This is a genomic window from Pseudomonas sp. NPDC008258 (assembly GCF_042956345.1).
Classification (GTDB): Bacteria; Pseudomonadota; Gammaproteobacteria; order Pseudomonadales; family Pseudomonadaceae; genus Aquipseudomonas.
Genome location: NZ_JBIBGE010000026.1, coordinates 86,847 through 106,101 on the forward strand (window position 1 = coordinate 86,847; position 19,255 = coordinate 106,101).

At 64.4% G+C, this 19,255-nt stretch carries 11 protein-coding genes; 4 read left to right on the plus strand and 7 right to left on the minus strand.

What is annotated here, in order from left to right; all coding sequences use genetic code 11:
- Positions 1 to 16 precede the first annotated feature (16 nt).
- From ACFY9W_RS20495 to ACFY9W_RS20515, 5 genes are all read right to left on the minus strand, one after another.
- Positions 17 to 5,170, minus strand: a complete 5,154-nt coding sequence (locus tag ACFY9W_RS20495; RefSeq protein WP_391133806.1) for an SDR family NAD(P)-dependent oxidoreductase — start codon at positions 5,168 to 5,170, stop codon at positions 17 to 19.
- Entirely contained in the window at positions 5,167 to 7,317 is a 2,151-nt protein-coding gene (locus tag ACFY9W_RS20500; protein WP_391133809.1) for an SDR family NAD(P)-dependent oxidoreductase, read from the minus strand. Before ACFY9W_RS20500 ends, ACFY9W_RS20495 begins: the two co-directional genes overlap by 4 nt.
- An 87-nt stretch (positions 7,318 to 7,404) precedes the next feature.
- Entirely contained in the window at positions 7,405 to 10,218 is a 2,814-nt protein-coding gene (locus ACFY9W_RS20505) for a beta-ketoacyl synthase N-terminal-like domain-containing protein (protein ID WP_391133812.1), read from the minus strand.
- Positions 10,219 to 10,276: 58 nt separating this feature from the next.
- Complete coding sequence (locus ACFY9W_RS20510; RefSeq protein WP_391133815.1) at positions 10,277 to 11,560, minus strand: condensation domain-containing protein; 1,284 nt, start codon at positions 11,558 to 11,560, stop codon at positions 10,277 to 10,279.
- Positions 11,561 to 11,646: 86 nt separating this feature from the next.
- Positions 11,647 to 13,158: an MFS transporter gene (locus ACFY9W_RS20515; protein WP_391133818.1), complete on the minus strand. Its 1,512-nt coding sequence runs from the start codon at positions 13,156 to 13,158 to the stop codon at positions 11,647 to 11,649.
- A 216-nt stretch (positions 13,159 to 13,374) separates the two neighbouring features.
- Here ACFY9W_RS20515 and ACFY9W_RS20520 point away from each other — a divergent pair, with 216 nt between their 5' ends.
- Entirely contained in the window at positions 13,375 to 13,752 is a 378-nt protein-coding gene (locus tag ACFY9W_RS20520; RefSeq protein WP_391133835.1) for a hypothetical protein, read from the plus strand.
- A gap of 73 nt (positions 13,753 to 13,825) precedes the next feature.
- On the opposite strand, the gene ACFY9W_RS20525 is transcribed toward ACFY9W_RS20520, so the two are convergent.
- Together ACFY9W_RS20525 and ACFY9W_RS20530 are read right to left on the minus strand one after the other, a co-directional pair.
- Positions 13,826 to 14,752, minus strand: coding sequence for a class I SAM-dependent methyltransferase (locus ACFY9W_RS20525; protein WP_391133820.1), 927 nt, complete (start codon positions 14,750 to 14,752; stop codon positions 13,826 to 13,828).
- A 155-nt stretch (positions 14,753 to 14,907) separates the two neighbouring features.
- Positions 14,908 to 15,807 carry an EamA family transporter gene (locus ACFY9W_RS20530; protein ID WP_391133823.1) on the minus strand — a complete coding sequence of 300 codons (900 nt, stop codon included), beginning with the start codon at positions 15,805 to 15,807 and terminating at the stop codon, positions 14,908 to 14,910.
- A 133-nt stretch (positions 15,808 to 15,940) separates the two neighbouring features.
- On the opposite strand from ACFY9W_RS20530, the gene ACFY9W_RS20535 reads away from it, so the two are divergent.
- The 3 genes from ACFY9W_RS20535 (at position 15,941) to ACFY9W_RS20545 (ending at position 19,111) form a co-directional block, all read left to right on the plus strand.
- The gene (locus ACFY9W_RS20535) at positions 15,941 to 16,378 is read left to right on the plus strand and encodes an Lrp/AsnC family transcriptional regulator (protein WP_043197208.1); all 438 of its coding nucleotides are present in this window, start codon (positions 15,941 to 15,943) and stop codon (positions 16,376 to 16,378) included.
- Between the two features lie 455 nt (positions 16,379 to 16,833).
- Positions 16,834 to 18,366 carry a cytosine permease gene (locus ACFY9W_RS20540; RefSeq protein WP_391133826.1) on the plus strand — a complete coding sequence of 511 codons (1,533 nt, stop codon included), beginning with the start codon at positions 16,834 to 16,836 and terminating at the stop codon, positions 18,364 to 18,366.
- Between the two features lie 16 nt (positions 18,367 to 18,382).
- Positions 18,383 to 19,111 carry an aspartate/glutamate racemase family protein gene (locus ACFY9W_RS20545; RefSeq protein ID WP_391133829.1) on the plus strand — a complete coding sequence of 243 codons (729 nt, stop codon included), beginning with the start codon at positions 18,383 to 18,385 and terminating at the stop codon, positions 19,109 to 19,111.
- Positions 19,112 to 19,255: the final 144 nt, after the last annotated feature.

Genomic DNA, 19,255 nt, shown 5'->3' on the forward strand with positions numbered 1-19,255 from the left:
ATGGGCCGTGTTCGAATCAGGCTTGAGGCAGCAGCTTGGCCACCACGTCCTGCAGTGTCGGGCTGTCGAAGAACGCGGTGATCGGCAGCGACTTGCCGGTGCGCTCGCGGATACGCTGGACAATGGCGACCGCGCCGAGCGAGTCCAGGCCAAGCCCAGCCAGCGTGGTGTCGCTGGTCAGTGCCACGTTGCGAGTGGCCTTGCCCAGTTCTTCGATCACCAAGACGGTCATCGCGGCATGCTGCTGCTCATGGCTACCCTGCAAGGCCACCGCTTCACCCAGCGGTTCGGCCTGCACAACCGCAACGTGCGGGCCGCGCAGGCCCACCCGCTGGCGCAGAACACCCGGCGATGCCTGGGCGACCATCACGCTCGGATGGGCATCCAGCCCAGCACAATCCAGGGTCCAACGCACCACCTCCTCGAGCGGCACCTGCCCCAGTCCCATGGCCTGCAAGCGTTGTTGATGGTCCGCCGCAAGGCGCGCGGTCATGCCCGCGGCCCACGGCCCCCAGGCAATGGCCTGGCCGGCCAGGCCCATGGCCGTGCGCTGGGCCATGAAGGCCTGGGCGAAACCGTTGGCCGCCGCATAGGCGCACTGCCCAGCCAGGCCGATGCACGCCGACAGCGACGCAAAGGTCACGAACCACTGCAACGGCTGCCCTTGAAGGGCGTGGTGCAAATTGACCGTGCCGATAACCTTGGGCGCCAGCACACGGCTGACCGCTTGCGCATCCAGGCGCGCCAGGAGGGCGTCCTCGACCACGCCCGCCAGGTGCAGTAACCCCGCCAGCGGCTGCCCTCGACGCGCCACTTGACGCATCAGCGCCGCGACATCGGCGGTGCTGGCCACATCGCCCTGGAACAGGTGCACATCAAGGCCCTGCTGGCTCAGGCTCCTGGCCTCTTCGACCAAGGCCGGCGACGGTCGGCTGCGCCCCATCAGCGTGATCTGTCGCGCGCCACGTGCGATCAGGCCTCGGCACAACGCCTGCCCGGTGTCGCCAAAGCCACCGGTAATCAGGTAACGGCTGTCCGCTCGGACCGTCATCGCCTCTTCAGGGGCGTATGGCAGGGGCTCCAGGGCTTGCTCGAACACACGTCCGTCATCCACCCGCAGCAACCCAGCGCCAGGCGCACCGCCCAGCAACCCCAGCAGCACATCAAGGTCGGTTGGCGACGGTGGCCACGCCGCGGGCAAGTCGATCGCCTGGCAGCGAATCGCCGGATACTCGTTGGCAATCACCCTCAGCATGGCAAGCGTCGCCGCTCCGAGCAGGTAGTTGTCGCCCGCCGACGGCTCATGGGCGCCCCGTGTCACCACGCAGAGGCGCGCTTCGCTCACCCCCGCGTCCTCGATTTGCCCGCACAGACGGCGCAACTGCTCCAGGCGCTCGCTGATCGCCACCGACCAATCCGCCGTGGCTTCGCGCCCTTGTCCGCCGGTATCCACCCATTGTCCAGGCGCGCCGGCCATACGTGCAGCGGGGTGAGCGGACTGTTCGAGCCTGGCGGCCAGCAGGCTCGCCAATGGATCATTGCCCAGCACCACCGTGCATGGGGCGACCGGCGTCAGCTGCGCTGGTGGCATTTCACGCCAGGTGAACCCACACACCTGGGTGACGCCGCCCGATTCGCTGTTGAGCAACGCCTCGCGCTGGGCGCGCTTGAGCTGGACATTGCGCAACGCTCCCACCCACCGCCCCTGATCGTCGTGCAATTCGATGTCGCCTTGGAGGATCTGGCTGTGTTGATCAAAGGCTGCCGTGGTCAGGCGGATCGTCGCGCGCAGTTCACCGCGCACGGCGTGAGCGAGCGTCAGTTCCTCAACCGCCAGGGGAATATAGAGATCCATTTCCGGGCATTGCTGCCAGTAGCCGGCAAACAGCGCCTGGAAACAGGCATCGAGCACGCCGGGGTCGAGCACCAGCCCTTGGTCCTGCGCCATGTCGCTACTGGCGAGCAGGCGCACTTGCATGAGCTGCGCGCGACTGTCGAGCCACATCGACTCGATCCGCTGGAACAACGGCCCCAGTTGCAAACCCCTGGCATAGGCCTGGGTGTAGAACGCCACACAGTCCAGTTGCCGGGCGTCGGCGCCAGGTGCTGGCGGCGGTTCATCCGCCACTTGAGGCGACGACGGCATGGCCTGCACCACCGCGATGGACAACGCTTGGGGAATGCCCTCGTTCGCCGCGGCGACGCCTACCTGGTACTTGCCTTGCTGTGAGGTACAGGCCCACTCGATGGCCACTTCGCGACGCTCGCCAAGGGCCATGAGCAACGGCCGCAGGAAGCGCACGTCACGGATACACACCGCAGGCATGTGCAGGCCCCGCAACGCCTGGGTGACCAACGCACTCAGGTGCATCGCTCCAGGCACCACGACGCGGTCGAACATACGGTGGTCAGCCAGCAGCCCGGTGCCTGGCCAACTGGCCTCGAACAGCTTGGCCTTCGCGCCATCGCTCACCCGCGTGCCGGCGAGGCCCAGCGGCAAAGGCGGCGCCTCGCTCACCAATGGAGGCAGCTCGTAGGTGGCGTGCTGCCAGGTGTGCCGCCGCGGCGTGGGATCGAGCGCGACGCCCAGCGTCTGTCCCGCCTCGTAGAGGCCGGCGAGCAGGCCGTTCAGCGATTGTTGCAACGGCTTGTGCCGATTGAGCACCGCCATGGCCCGCAGGCCGGGCCGCGAAGCGCCCAGGCAGCGCTGGATATGCTGGACCAGTGACGCATGAGGCCCCAGCTCGATGAACGTGTCACAACCCAGGTCCGCCAGCCGTGCCACGGCGAGGTCGAAACGCACGGGGCGCAGGGCATTGCGCACCCAGTAGCCGGCATCCCGTGGCAGTGGCGCCTCCTCGTCACCATGACTGGTCGAAACGAATGGCACCATGCCCTGGGCGTGGCGCAGGTGGGCGAACGCTTCCTGCAGGTCCTGGGCCAGCGGTTCGAGCTGGCTGCAATGGAAGGGATAATGCTCATTGACCATGACCGGCTCGACACCGGCGGTGGCGCAACACGCCTGGAACCGGGCCAACGACGCCGCCGCAACCGAAACGATGCTGGCGCCGGGGCTGTTGCAGGCGCTGATGGAGACATCTGGGGACTGGTGCACGATACGTTCGACCGTTTCCGACGGCGCCAGAAGCGCATGCATGCTGCCTTGCCCGTGCAGCACGGCCATGCAGCGTCCCCGGGCCAGGGCCGCCTGCAATGTCTGCTCACGGCCCAGTATGCCGGCGCAGCAGGCGGCGGAAAGTTCACCGATGCTGTGCCCGCTGACTGCCGCAGGCTTCACGCCCCAGCTGATCAGCATGTCGAACAACGCCAGTTGAATCGCCACGACGCAGGGTTGCGCCCATTGGGTGAGCGCAAGGTCGGTATCGCTGCGGGCGGCGATCGCACCGAGCAACGACCACCCAGCCAAGCGTTGCATGATTGCCTCGCTCTGTTGCAGGCTGCGTCGGAACGATGTGTCCTGCGCCAGCAATTGGTCGACCATCCCTGGCCACTGGCTGCCCTGGCCGGAAAACACGAACGCCAGCTTTTCGCCCGGCCCATGGGCCTGGCCGTCCTGTGCCAACCATGTGCGCATGTCGTTGGCCACTGCACCGGCCGTGCTGGTCACGAACGCCTTGCGAAACGGCCCTGTCGCGCCGGGCGAGTTCGGCTCGACCCGCTGATCGCCAGGCAGCGCGGCGAGCGCCGCGCAAGCGCGCGACACCTCATCGCGCAGGCCATCGCGGGTCTGTGCGGCAAGCCTGAACAAAGGGTCAGGCATCTTCGCTTCGCCCTGAGCGGCCCTGGCGAGGATCACCTGGGCATTGGTGCCCGACCAGCCGAAGGAGCTGACAAGTCCGTACAACGGCTCGCCACCGGCATCCGGCCAGGCCAGGTTGGTGCGGGGAAACGCCAGGGTGGTGTGCGCGTCGATATGCTGGTTGAGCGACCTGAGGTCGGCAAGGCCCGGCACGCTTCGATGCTGCAGGCACAGGACGGTCTTGATCAACGAGGCGATACCCGCAGCCGCTTCGCAGTGGCCGATATTGCCTTTGACCGAACCGATCAGGCACGGGGGCGATTCTCGCCGAGTGCCCAGCACCTTGGCCAAGGCCGCCACCTCGATCGGATCGCCCAGCTTAGTGCCCGTGCCATGCGCCTCCACATAGCCCAGGCTGTCGGCGCTGATGCCGGCCCGGGCGAGCACGCCACGCAGCAGGGCCTCCTGGGCCAGACCGTTGGGTGCGGTCATGCCGTTGGTGCGGCCATCCTGGTTGACAGCCGAAGCTTGGATCAACGCCAGCACTCGATCACCGTCGCGGGTCGCATCGCTCAGCCGTTTGAGCACTATCACCCCACAACCATCACTGCGCACGATACCGTCGGCACGCTCGTCGAACGGTTTGCAGCGCCCATCAGCCGCCATCAACCCCATGCGCGAAGTCGCCACGGTGAATTCAGGGCTCAGGACAAGGTTCACCCCGCCAGCGACGGCCTGTTCGCACTCGCCGTTGCGCAGGCTCTGGCACGCTTGGTGAACCGCGACCAACGACGACGAGCAGGCGGTGTCGATCGCAAGGCAGGGGCCTTTGAGATCGAACAGATAAGCCAGGCGCCCCGCCAGCACACTGTTGGAGACCCCGGGCCCACTGAAGGCGTTGACCCGTTCGATGTCGTCGAACAGCCGACGCGCATACCCATCGTTGTAATTGACCGCCCCGACATAGACGCCCGTCTGGCTGCCGCGCAACCGCTCACGGGTCTGCCCGGCATTGACCAGCGCCTCCCAGGCGACCTCGAGGAAGATCCGCTGCTGGGCATCCATGTGCGCGGCCTCGGTGTCGCTGATACCGAAGAAGGCGGCATCGAACGCCCGCTCATCGATCACCCCGGCCCAGCGGGTGGCGAGCTTGCCCACGGCCATCGGATCGGGGTCGTAGTACCGCGCGTTGCTCCAGCGCGATGCAGGCACCTCCTCGATCGCATCGCGCTGTTGCGTCAACAGCGACCAGTACGCCTCCAGCGAGTCGGCCCCAGGCAAGCGGCAGGCCGCACCAATGATGGCGATGGGTTCTTCGTTGCGTTGCAGTACCGCCTTGAGCTGGCGGACACTCGCCAACGCCTGCTGCAATGCCGATGCCGTTTCGGTTTTGGCGGATCCTTGTGTCATTTCATGTCCTCGCTGAATTTGTCCTTGATCGTGGCCAGCTCCCTGAGTAGCTCCGCCATCAACGCATCGTCATCCTCGTCAGGCTCCGTGATCGGCTCGGCCTCGCCGAGCCCTCCGCCCTCCGTGGGCCACAGCAACGATTCGAGGTAGCAGGCCAGGGCCGTGATGGTCGGGTAGTTCCACAGCACCGTGGCAGGCATGCGCACCTGCAACTCGGTTTGCAAGCGATTACGTATTTCCACGCCCAGCAGCGAGCTGACCCCCAGTTCGCTCAGCGGCGCGTTCGCCGGGATCCGCTCAAGCGGCACCTGTAGCAGCGACGCCACGAAACGACTAACGATGGCGCACAACTGCCCGTGCCGGTCCGCCGTATTGGCCAGCACGTCATCGCGCACCGCCAAGGCTGGCAGGTCACTCGCCAATGCCGCCGGGCCGCGATAGCACATGATCAGCGGGTGGCCATGGCCCTCGGGCCATTGCTCCAGGCACTGCAAGGCCTCGCGCATGGCGATCGCTGGCAAGTGCTCGAACACCTGCGCAGCGCCCCCCCGAACCAGCAGCCCTTCGTCAGCGAATGGGCCGAACCTTGCGCTGATGGCGGGCAACCCCTGGCTCAAGCGGTAATCGGCCAGGCCATCGAGGTAGGCATTGCCGCTGGCGTAGGCCGCATGGCCGGGAAACCCGAACAGGCTCGAGACGGACGACACCAGCAGGAAGCGACGTACCGGCCACCGCAAGCTGGTCTGATGCAGGTTCCAGGCGCCCTCGCGCTTGGCGCGTACGCCGTCGAGAAAACCGGCCAGGGTCATCCCCTCGAGCGCCCCTGAGTGCAGCACGCCCGCCGCGTGACTGATGCAGGTCAGCGGCCCGAGTTGCCGGGCGGCACGCTCGATCGTCGCGTCCAGGCGGGCGGCGTCGGCGACATCGAGCCGTTCGACGATGATCGTCGCGCCTTGGCTACACAATGCCTCCATGGCCTCCATGGCCTGCTGGCTCGCCGGCTTGCGCCCCAGCAACAGGAAACGGCGCTCGCCCTGATCGAAATACCAACGCAGCATTACTTGCCCAAAGGCCCCGAAGCCTCCCGTGATCAGGTGGAAACCTGCTTCCTGTCCATGCGGGGTATGGGTCAGCAGCGCCTGCGTGGTCACAGGCTGCAACGCCGGTACGTAACGCACACCCGCACGCCAGGCGCTTTGGGATACAGGCTTGGCAAGGCTGGCCAGCATCGCCTGGACGAGGTCGCGTTCAGCCGCCTCTGCATTGGCCGGGCCGACATCGGTAATGCACAAGCGCTGGCCATCCAGTTCCAGTTGCGCAGTCCTGAGCAGCCCCCACAGCAAGGTGGCGTCTGCGTCGACCTGGGTATCCATGGGTACCCGCTGCGCGGCACGGGTGACCACGTGCAACGTCGCGGCGCCAGCGCGCATCCTGCCCAGCGCCTGCAGTAGGCCCAGGACGCAGGCGACCAGATGCTCCGTACCCTCGGCTGGCTCAGCCAGCAGCACGATAGTGTCGAACACAGCGCCTTCGAGCAGCTCGAGAAAATCCCGTTGATAGGCCTGGCAGGTGCCGCCGGGGGCAAGCTCATGCCATGTAGCCTTGGCGAAGCTCACATGTGCGCGCAGCGCCGACCATCCAGGCGCACGCCCGACAACCAACAGACCCTGCGTATCGACACCAGCCACCGGCGAACAATCGGTCGGCAGCCAGGCCAGGCGATAGCCACTCGCACCGTCTGTTGATGCAGATTCACGCGCTGGCCGTGCGCCAGGCAGCACCAGCGGTGGCTGCCGTGTGGCGGGAAGCGTCACAACGCCGACGCCGGCCAGGTAGCTGCGCACCTTCAACTCGGCGAGCAACTGCGCGGCCGTGCTGCCCTGGAGGTCTCCGAAACACAGCAGCGCACCGTCGTCGACGCCCTCGGCCTGCGGCCAACCCCGCGTATCCCGCTCAGCGACGGCACGGACCAGCACGCTCAAGCCGGACCGCCCCGCCACCAGGTCTTCAATGCTGCCAACCGTGTCGCCTGCACGATAGCGCGTGATCACCAGGCCTTCATGACGCAGCAATTCGGTACAACCGATGAACAGGGCCACGCCCTCGACCAGATGCTCCTCGATGCCCAGGTCGTGCGCGACCTGCATGACCCGACCGTATCCGCTGGCGAACGCGGGCAAGGCCTGAAGCACGTCCCTTTGTGCGGGGGAAAGTGGCGCACGCGGGCAGACACGCTACAAGGGCGCAGCGCACACCCGGCTGGCTGTGGGCTCAACCGCCAGTGCCGCGCGCAAGCAGGCCAGCGCCTGGGCCGGCGACTCGACCATGAACGCCAGGCGATGGCGCTCATGACTGCCGGCGCCTTGCAAAGCCTGGGCGCAATCGGCCAGGCACAGTGCCGTATCCTGCTCGAGCCAGCGTGCGATGCTGGCGCAACGCGCGAGCAATGCTGCATGGCTGTGGCCACTGAGCAGCATTGCTTGCGGGCTGTCGCCCGGCAAAGGCGCCATTTCGTGGCACTGGTCCAGGGCCTGTGCCAAGGCATGGCCGTCGCTGCCCCCGCGCCAGGCAGTGGCCAGCAGGCCCCTGCCCGGCGCAGTGGCCGCCAGTGCTTCTCGCAGGCTGCCTTGCAGCACGGGATGACTGGAGACTTCCACGACCACCCCGTCACTGGCCCGCAAGGCCGTGCACAGTGCATCGAACCAACGCACCGGCCGGGCCACCGCATCCGCCCAGTAGCGCGGGCGCAAGCAACCATCGGCCGCCTCGACCGAACAGGTCCCCAGCAAAGGCAGGTGCGGGGCGCTCGGCACGATGTCCTCGAGCGCCTCGCACAGCGCCAGGTAGCCCTCTTCTTCAGCCCCGGTATGCACGGCGACTTCACACCTGACCTGGTTGAAGCGCACGCCGTTGCGTGCGCAATGCTGTTGCACCTGGGCGATGGCGTCGACCGAACCGCTGATGACCGTCGCCTGGTCAGCATGCTGGATGGCCACGCTGGCGGTAACCTCAAGCGTGGCGAGCAGCGCCTCGGCGGCGTCCCAGCCAAGGCCCAGCAAGGCCATTGCCCCTGGCCGCCGAGCGGCCCACCGTGCCTGCGCAAGAATGACCCGCAACGCATCGCGAAGGCTCAGCACGCCACACACATGCGCCGCGGCCACTTCACCGATGCTATGGCCGATTGCCGCGACCGGGCGCAGGCCCTTGGCGAACCACACCTCGGCCAACGCCACCTGGAGGGCGAAATGGCAGGGCCAGGCGACTTCAACATCGCTGAAACTTTCCTCGGTGTCATAGAGACGTTCGGCCAGGGACCAGCCGGCCATCGCCGTGAACAACTGGTCGCATCTGGCCACGCACGCACGGAAAACCGGGTCCAGCCGTGCCAGTCGCAACCCCATGCCCGGCCACTGCGCCCCTTGACCGGAAAACACCAGCAAGGCGCCTTTCGCCTTGCTGGCGGGCGGCACCACGACCAGGGACAGGTCACTGCCACCAAGCGTGTCATCAGCCGGCACCGACCATTGACGACCCACGATCACGTGGGCATTGGTGCCACCGAAACCGAAGGAGCTCACCCCCGCCAGTGGCTGCGCCGAAGCCCAGGGCGTGCTCTGCAATACCGGTTGCAGGGACAGCCGCGACCAGTCGATCGCAGGGTTGGGAGCGCGGTAGTTGAGGTGGGCAGGTATTACCCCATGCTGCAGCGCGAGCAGCACCTTGATCAGCCCGGCCATCCCCGCCGCCGCCTCGGCATGGCCGATGTTGGTCTTCACCGAACCGATGAGCAGGGGGTGGCGACGGGCGCCGCGCAGGCAATAGGCTGCGGCGATGGCAGTGGCCTCTATCGGGTCGCCCATGGCCGTGCCGGTACCGTGGGCCTCGACGTACTCGACATCGCCCGGAGCGATCCCGGCCTGGCGAAGCGCCTCATCCAGCAAGGCTTGCTGGGCCTGCATCGACGGCGCCGTGAGGCTATTGTGAAAGCCGTTGTTGTTGACCACCGACGCGCGGATCACGCCCCAGATCGGCGATGCCGCCTGCAACGCGTCCGGCAGCCTGCGCAGCACCACCACGCCCGCGCCTTCGGCCCGTACATAGCCGTCGGCGGCCGCGTCGAAGGTATGGCAGGTCGCCGTCTCCGACAGGCCGCCGAAGCAACGCATGGCGGTAAAGCTGTGCGCCGCCAGCATCAGGTTGACCCCTGCGACGATGGCGAAGTCGCATTCACCCTGGCGCAGCGCCTGGCAAGCCAGGTGCAGGGCGACCAGCGAGGAGGAACAAGCAGTATTGACCGTCAAGCTGGGCCCACCGAGCCCCAGGGCGAACGAGATCCTGGCCGAGAGGATGCTGGTATCCAGGCCCGTTGCGCTCTGCGCCGTCATCTGCTGCGGCGGGACATGATGGGCGAAGTCCGACCACATGGCGCCGACATAGACCCCACCGCGTTGCCCGCGCAATCCCGCAGGCGGCATCCCGGCCTGCTCCAGGGCAGCCCACGCCAACGTCAGCAGCAAACGCTGTTGCGGGTCCATCTGCGACGCCTCGTGGCCACCCAGCCCGAAGCGCTCGTGGTCAAAGTCGCAGGTAGCGTCGATAAAACCACCGATCTCGTCGGGCGCCACATGCCAGTCACTGTCCGGTCGCTCGGTGAAATGATCGGGAGCAACCGGCCCGATGCCTTGGCCGCCGCTTTCGAGCAAGCGCCAGAACGCCAGGCTGTCGTCGGCCCCGGGGAAACGGCAGGCAAGGCCCGTGATCGCCACCGCCTGTCGCTGATCGGAAAGCCTTGCTGCCTGCGGCTCGGCACGCTCGCCCTCCCCGCACAGGTGCCGGCACAACTGCGCGGGGGTCGCGAAGCGCCAGAACAAGGTGGGCTCCAGGTCCCGTTCCAGCTGCGTTCCCAAAGCAGCCAGCAGGCCGGCCACGGCGATCGAATCCAGGCCCAGGCTACCCAGCCGGGTGTCCTCTTCCACCCGCTCCCCATCACAGGTCGACGCCAGGTGCGTCAACACCACGGCCAGTACTTGCTCGTATCCAGCACTCATGCAGATGTCCTTTTAGGTTTAGCCATGGCTTCCTGTCATGGCGGTGAGTCGGTCATGCTCAACCTTCTGCCATTGCGATCGGCCGCATGCCCTCGAACAATCGGTCGACCAATGCCTCGATGGGGAGCGCACGGGCCATCTCAGGCGCCACCAGCACGGTGAGGCGCAAGCGTCGCTCGTACAGTTCGGCCTCGAAACTCAATGGCAGGTCGGCCACCTGCCGAGGATCGCGCGCGATATGCAATTGCTCCGGGGCAGGCCGATAGCCAATCAGGCTGGCGCCCGGCTTGTGTGCCGAGATGAAGTTGAAACCGATGGCAGGCAAGTCGGGCACCGGCGCGCCCGCGACACCGCTGAAATACCGGATTGCGAAGGCTTGTGCCTGCGCCATGCCCTGTTCTACCTCGGCCCTGGCCGACCGCGCGGTTTCTCGCAGGCTGCGTCCGGCCTGAAGCGTCAAGCGCAGCGGGAGCGGGAACGAAACCGACCCCACCAGCTGGGTGACGGGTGTCTGCCATTGGCCAACGAAATGCGGGCTGACCCACATCATCAGCGCCACCGGGCCGTGAGCCTGAGCCTGGCTCAGTGCTTGCAGCCAGCAACCGAGCAGGTAGTCGCTCAAGCTAACCTGCCACTCGGCCGCGCATCGACGCAGCTCATCCACGGCCGCAGGCTCCAACTGCAGGCAGTACCGTACGAGGGTATGCTCCAGGGCCTTGCCGGCCTGCTCTGCTGCCACCTGGTCCAGCACCCCGACACCTGCCGGGTCGCCGAACGCTGGCGACACCTCGGCGGGCAGCGCCCGGTAGCATTTAGCAAGCTCCTGTGCGAAGGCCGGATAACTGTCGCAGGCCTCGTCGTCGAGCGGGCAGCCCTGCACCGAGGCCCGATATGCCCTGGAAAGGTCCCGCCAGAGTATCCGGCTGGAAATGCCATCGCAGACCAGGTGATGGAAGACCAGCACCAGGCGCTGGTCCTCGGCCTGCTCGGCATCATGCAGGATGTACCTCAGCAAGGGAGGCGCCAGGGTCGAGGTCGCGAGCAGTGCTTCGACGCTGGCCTGAACCTGTGCACCAGGCAACACCCCGGGTGCGGCGGCAACTACATGCAACACCTGCTCCACGGGAAACGCGTCAATGGCAACAAAGTCCATGCGCCATTCGCCTTCGCTGCGCGTGAAACAGCCACGAAGTGCCGGATACTTCTTCACGACAAACCGCACGGCCTCGCGCAGATGATGAGCACAAAGATGCTCCTGCGGTATCAGGACTTCACCGACATAACGTTGTTCCAGATGCAAGGCTGCACGCTGGTCATACAACTGCCCCAACAGTAGGCGCATGCCACCTCTCCAAATTTAAAGCAGCACAAATCCAGACCCGGAACTATTCAACCGAACAGTTCCGAGCCGCGTATTATTTGACTGAATTAAGAAGAAACTTGCTGTTCGGCAGAAACAGTCGAATACCTTCGAAAGTTCACAAACACCAACAGTGCGATCACCACCAGTACCCCCACGGTGGCCATCATTACCGAGGACACCGCTTGGTCGAACGCCAATCGCGCATTCACAGCAATTTCCTGCCCCAGCGGTGCGGGCATTTGCGCGGCAGCAGCCAGCGCGCTGTCGATCCCATCCAGCAGGCGCACCGCGTCGGCGGCCTGCTCGGGCACGACCAGCGAGCGGCTGTACACCACCGACATCAGGCTACCCATGAAGGCGATGCCCAACCCTCCTCCCAGTTCGTAGGAGATTTCCTCGGCCGAAGCGGCCATACCCGCTCGCTCCGGCGGCGCGCTGGCCATGATGGTGGTGGACGCCCCGGTCATGCTCGCCCCTACGCATGCGCCCATGACGAACAGCAGCAGCAGTTGCAGGGCGACCGAATGGCTGAAACTGTACATGAACAGGCCAATGGCACCGGCGTAGATCAACAGTGCGAGCACCAGGAACCGATCGCAGCGAACCTTGGGCAGCAACCAGCCGCTTAATGGACCGGCCACGATCGCACCCACGGAAAGGGGCAGGAAATACAGGCCGGTCTCGAGCGGGGATAGCCCGATCACCAGTTGCAGGCGCTGGCTCAGTACCAGGTTAATGCCCATCAAGCAGCCGGCCGCGGCCAGGCTGGCGATGACCGCAGAGGAGAACGCGGGGCTGCGGAAAATCTGCAGGTCGATCAACGGAAAACCACGCTTGCGCTGCCCGCGCACGAACATCCAGCCGAAGCCCGCGCAGATGACCAACGCCCCCAGCGCCGCCACCAGCGAGGGCTCGGGCTTGGCGAATTCCTTGATCAGGTACGCCAGGCTGATGAGCCCTACCATCGCCTGCAGGGAGCCAAGCAAGTCCCATGGGCCGGCGTTGGCCTGCGGCGTGTTCCTGATCAGCAGCAAGGACAACACCAGGGCCACCAGCACGATGGGCACGTTGATCAGGAACACCGAGCCCCACCAGAAATGCTCGAGCAGCGCCCCCCCTATCAGCGGACCTATCGCTGCACCACCGGAAGCCACGGCCGTCCAGACGCCGATGGCAAAACCACGCTCACTCTCATCCTTGAAGGTCAGGCTGATGATCGCCAGCGTGGCCGGCATCATGGCCGCCGCACCGACGCCCAGCGCGCCCCTGGCCAGGATCAGCAGCGCGGAAGATGGCGCGAATGCTGCCAGAAGCGACGCCGCACCGAACAGCACAAGGCCGATCACGAACAATCGCTGGTGGCCGATGCGATCACCCAAGGTGCCAGCACCCAGCAACAGGCCGGCGACGACCAGGGGGTACATGTTGATGACCCACAGCTTTTCGGAGGTAGATGCCCCGAGCGCATGGGTAAGTGTGGGCAAGGCGATGTAAAGGACCGTCATGTCGATCGCAACCAATAGCAAGGCGAAGGACAGGACGGCCAATACGAGCCATCGCTGGTAAGTGTTGAACATTAGCATTCTCCCTACCTTGATGAAGCCGATCATTGATTGTCGGCGCCGCATCCAAATCGGAACTCGGATCCTAGTAGACAGCCAACTTCATTGCAAATATTAAAAATTGCAAAAACAATTAACCCTCACACAATGAATATAAAAAAATCATACCCGTAAGATACATCCTACATTAACAGACGAATAATTACGTACTTTTAATAGAACTCCATCACCTTGAGTGCTCCTCCACGCCCGCATCCGAAAAACCGGCGGATTCGCCAGCTGCTCGGCGAACGCCAGCGCGTGCAAGGACAAATCTTCGATAAGGAACTGCCGCCCGAAGCCTGGGTCGTTGGCTCAGGCCAGTATGGTGCCGAACAACTGGCAACCTGCCTGCCGGACAACAACGTCACCAACCAGTCGCTGCAGTTCGCCTATGCGTTCTTCTCGGTGCAGTTCACTTACGACAGTGATGTGGATGCGTCATTGGCGCTGATCCATGAGGTGGGCAAGTCGATTAGCGAAGACCCGCTGCTGCGCATCAACCTGCAAGGGCCGTTACAGGTATACGGGGTGGACCGCTTTGCCCAGGTGTACCCACTGCCGCTGTAGGCCCTGGAGGCTTGAATTCGCCTGCACCGGCCCTTTCGCGGGCTCGCCCGCGAAGCTTCCAGCAAGGGCAACATCAAACCTGACGGAATATTAAGGCCTTCAGCCCGCCAGCCGGGTCCACATCCGGGAATTCCGGAGGGTTCTCCAGCCGCTCGACAAACACCAACGAAGACGCCTGCTCCGCCATCCCCTCGATCAGGAATTCCGGCCCGATACCCGGGTCGTTGACACACGCCAGCACCGTTCCCCCCGCATTCAGCAACTCCGGCAGACGCCGCAGGATCTTCGCGTAATCCTGGGTCAGCACAAAGCTGCCACGCTGGAAGGTAGGCGGGTCGATGATGATCAGATCATAAGGCCCGTACTTGCGCACCTTGCCCCACGACTTGAACAGTTCATGCCCCAGATACGCCACCCGCGAGGCATCGTGACCATTCAGGCGATGGTTGTCCCGGCCGCGAGACAACGCCGACTTGGCCATGTCCAGGTTCACCACCTGCTCGGCACCGCCGGCAATCGCCGCTACCGAAAAGCCGCAGGTGTAGGCAAACAGGTTCAGCACGCGCTTGCCCGCCGCCTGCTCGCGCACCCAGCGCCGGCCGTAGCGCATGTCGAGGAACAGGCCGTTGTTCTGTCGCACGCCCAGGTCCAACAGGTAGGTAAGGCCGTCTTCGACCACCTCGCGCTGCTGGCACGGCTCGCCCAGCAACCACTGGCCGGGGCTGTCAGGCAGGTAGCGGTGCTGGATGAGGATGGCCTGGCCGCCCCATTGCGGGCGCTGGGCCAGATTGCGCAGCATGGCTTCCAGCTCGGCCAACTGCCCTTCGGGCATCTCGCGGAACAAAGCGACCGATAACACACCTTGCAGCCAGTCGACGGTGACCTGCTCCAGGCCCGCCCAGCAGCGGCCACGGCCGTGGAACAGGCGGCGGGTTTCCTGCGGGGCAGGGTCGAGGGCGGCGAGCAGGTGTTGCTCCAGTGTGTGGATTGGCGAAGTCATGGCGGGTCGCAAGCTGGCAAAAGCGGCATTCTACCCGTTGAGGCCGCTTCGCGCCCTATCGCCGGCAAGCCAGCTCCCACAGGTACTGCGCAGGTCTTGAGGCTTGTGCAGTACCTGTGGGAGCTGGCTTGCCGGCGATAGGGCGCGAAGCGGCCTCAATGGCCCTTGACCACTACCGCCTTGGGCCGGAACCACCACCCCTGCTGCATCCCCGCCGCTGCCAGCAGGATCAAGCCAACCCCAACCCATTGCAGCGGTGCCAACCGGTGCCCGAACGCCACCCAATCCACCAGAATTGCCGCAATCGGGTAAATGAACGACAGCGCCCCGGTCAACGCCGTAGGCAAGCGCTGGATGGCGCTGTACAACAGCACATACATCAACCCTGTATGCACCATGCCCAGCGTCAGCAAACTGGCCAGTGCCGGCACTTCACCCGGCAACCCACCCAACTTGACCCACGGCGCCAGCAGCAGCACCCCGGTGGTCACCTGGATCAGTGCAATCAGGTGCGGGGGCGTGCCACTCAGGCGCTTGATGATCAACGCAGCGATTGCATACAAAAAAGCCGCGCCCAACGCCAGGGCAATGCCCAGCAGATAGTCTTCACCACCCCCCTGCCCTGCACCATGGGCACTGACGATGGCCAGCATGCCAAGGAAGGCCACACTCAGCCAGGTAACCTTGGCCAGGGTGATTTTCTCGCCCAGGAACAAGGCCGCCAGCCCCACCAGCATGAACGGCTGCACGTTGTACACCGCCGTGCCGATGGCGATCGACGCCCGTGAATACGAAGCAAACAACAGCACCCAGTTGCCGACAATGGCCACACCACTGGCAATCGCCAACAGGAACGCCGTGCGGCTGATCACCCCCGGCCGCAAAAAGCCGAACGCGGCGCAGATCACCAGCAGGGTCACGGCGCCGAACACGCAGCGCCAGAACACCACCTCAAGCACCGGCTGGCCAGACACCAGCACGAACCAGCCGATGGTCCCGGAAATCAGCATGGCAGCGACCATTTCCAGCGAGCCACGGCGCAATGAACTGTCCATCTCACACCTCCCGTTGACGATGGCAACAGTATGCAAAGGTTGCAGCCTCACCTTCCAGCGGATAACCAAGGCAAATCTGCAACCTTACCTTTACTATCAAGGCAAATAACGTGAATTACCTGACGAGGTGACCATGACCGATGCCATCGACCAACTCCTGATCAATGCACTGATGGAAGACTCGCGCCGCTCGCTCAAGGCCCTGGCGCAGGTCAGCGGGCTGTCTGCGCCCAGCGTCAGCGAGCGCCTGCGCCGCCTGGAGGAACGCGGCGTACTGCGCGGTTACACCGTAGAGGTAGACCCGCGCGCCTTCGGTTACCAGTTGCAGGCCATCGTGCGCATTCGCCCGCTGCCGGGGCAGTTGCAGGAGGTGGAGCGGCAAATCATCGCAATCCCAGAATTCACCGAGTGCGACAAGGTTACTGGCGAGGACTGCTTCATTGCCCGGCTGCATGTGCGCTCGATGGAGCAACTGGACACCCTGCTCGACCGCATAAATGTGCTGGCCGAGACCAACACCGCAATCATCAAGAAGAGCCCGGTGAAACGGCGGTTGCCACCGATGGATTGAGAGGCCGGCACAAAAAAACCTGACTATTTTTTGTACACAGAAATGTCACCTTAAGTGCCATTTTTGTGTGCACTTTATCCGGTAACGCCCCAATACGTTACACACTACCCTGCAACTAATTTTGACCACTCGATCAACTAATTATCAGTCTAAAAAATTAAACCTGCTTATTTGGTCAACTTATAATTCCTCAATTTCATGAACTTATCTTTCGAAGTCACGGATTCGAAATGATAGGCCTTTAACGCTTGCTCTTTCCTTGGCATGGAACTCGCTTTTGTGTCCTCGTGTTTTGTATACAAACCAAACAAAACATAAATACACAAGAACCCGCGACGCCGGTCCAATCCCGGCCGCCGCGCCCAGAACCCTGTGATGCCAAGCTGCACCGACGAGATGGCGAGCCCGTGCGCATGCCCGCTCATCGCAGTCACTGTGCATCAGGAGCCGCCGGAATGAGTAGCAGCCTCGACCTTGCCCCTGAACAATCCGTCGCCAGCACCCACCCCGCTTCCACACTTGCCGGCAGCCAGCCGACACTGGCGCTTAGCCCGCGCCTGCATAACCGCGACCTCGCCCCGACGCGCATCGAGGGCCGCCGCTGGGGTGGTTACAGCATCTTCGCTTTGTGGACAAACGATGTGCACAATATCGCCAACTATTCGTTCGCCATGGGCTTGTTCGCCCTCGGCCTGGGTGGTTGGCAAATCCTGTTGTCGCTGGCGATTGGCGCGGCGCTGGTGTACTTCTTCATGAACTTGTCCGGTTACATGGGGCAGAAAACCGGGGTACCGTTCCCGGTCATCAGCCGCATCGCCTTCGGCATCCACGGCGCGCAGATTCCGGCGCTGATCCGCGCCGTCATCGCCATTGCCTGGTTCGGCATCCAGACCTATCTGGCCTCGGTGGTGCTGCGTGTGCTGCTCACCGCCGTGTGGCCGCAAGTGGCCGCCTATGATCAGGACAGCATCCTTGGCCTGTCGAGCCTGGGCTGGGTGTGCTTCGTGTCGATCTGGCTGGTACAGCTGGTGATCCTGGCCTACGGCATGGAAATGGTGCGCCGCTATGAGGGCTTTGCCGGCCCGGTCATCCTGCTGACCGTGGCTGCGCTGGCCGTGTTCATGTACTTCAGGGCCGACGCACGCATCGCCTGGTCGGTGGCCGAGCCGCTCACCGGGTATGAGATGTGGCGCAATATCTTCGCCGGCGGTGCCCTGTGGCTGGCGATCTACGGCACCCTGGTGCTGAACTTCTGTGACTTCGCCCGCTCTTCGCCGTGCCGCAAGACCATCCGTGTCGGCAACTTCTGGGGCCTGCCGGTGAACATCCTGGTGTTCGCCGTGATCACGGTGGTGCTGTGCGGCGCGCAGTTCCAGATCAATGGCCAGATCATCGACAGCCCTACGCAGATCGTCGCCGCCATTCCCAGCACAGCGTTCCTGGTGCTCGGTTGCCTGGCCTTCCTGATCGTCACCGTGGCGGTGAACATCATGGCCAACTTTGTCGCCCCGGCGTTCGTGCTCAGCAACCTCGCCCCGCGCCACCTCAACTTCCGCCGCGCCGGGCTGATCAGCGCCACCGTGGCCGTGCTGATCCTGCCGTGGAACCTGTACAACAGCCCGCTGGTGATCGTGTACTTCCTCTCCGGCCTGGGCGCCCTGCTGGGCCCGCTGTACGGGGTGATCATGTCCGACTACTGGTTGCTGCGCAAAGGCTGCATCAACGTGCCGGAGCTGTACACCGAACACCCGACCGGCGCCTACCACTACAGCAAGGGCATCAACCTGCGCGCCGTGGCCGCCTTCGTACCCGCCGCACTGTTGGCCATTGTCCTGGCCCTGGTGCCGAACTTCCATGGCATCGCGCCGTTCTCCTGGCTGATCGGGGCCGGCATCGCCGCTGCGCTGTACCTGCTGATCGCCCCGCGCAATCGCCACTACCACGATGTCAGCGGCGAATGCATTGCCGTCGACCACAGCAGCCACTGATCAGGGAGGATTACCCATGCGTATTCTGATCGCCAACGTCAACACCACAGAAGCCATCACCGAAGCCATCGCCGAGCAGGCACGCAGCGTGGCCGCCCCCGGTACTGAAATCATCGGCCTGACACCGTGGTTCGGCGCGGAATCGGTGGAAGGCAACTTCGAAAGCTACCTGGCGGCCATTGCCGTGATGGACCGGGTACTTGCCTACGAAGGCCCCTACGATGCCGTGATCCAGGCCGGTTACGGCGAACATGGCCGTGAAGGCTTGCAGGAATTGCTGGATGTACCGGTGGTGGACATTACCGATGCGGCCGCCAGCACGGCGATGTACCTGGGCCATGCCTACTCGGTGGTGACCACGCTGGACCGCACCGTGCCGCTGATCGAGGACCGGCTAAAGCTGTCCGGCCTGTATGACCGCTGCGCCTCCGTGCGAGCCAGCGGGCTGGCGGTGCTGGAACTGGAAGCCGACCCACAGCGGGCCGTGGAGGCAATCGTCGAGCAGGCCGAACGTGCCGTGCGTGACGACAAGGCCGAGGTGATCTGCCTGGGTTGTGGCGGCATGGCCGGGCTGGATGAACAGATTCGTCAGCGTACGGGAGTGCCGGTGGTTGATGGCGTGAGTGCGGCGGTGACCATTGCCGAATCGCTGGTGCGGATGGGCTTGAGCACATCCAAGGTGCGTACTTATGCCACGCCGAGGGTGAAGAAGGTGGTGGGTTGGCCGATGCGGTTCGGCCGCTAGTCCTTCACTTGCCTGTACCGGCCTCTTCGCGGGCACGCCCGCTCCCACAGAACAAATCGTAATTCTTTGATTTGACACGGTCTCTGTGGGAGCCGCGCTTGCCGGCGATGGGCTGCGAAGCAGCCCCAATGCAGGCGGCACCAT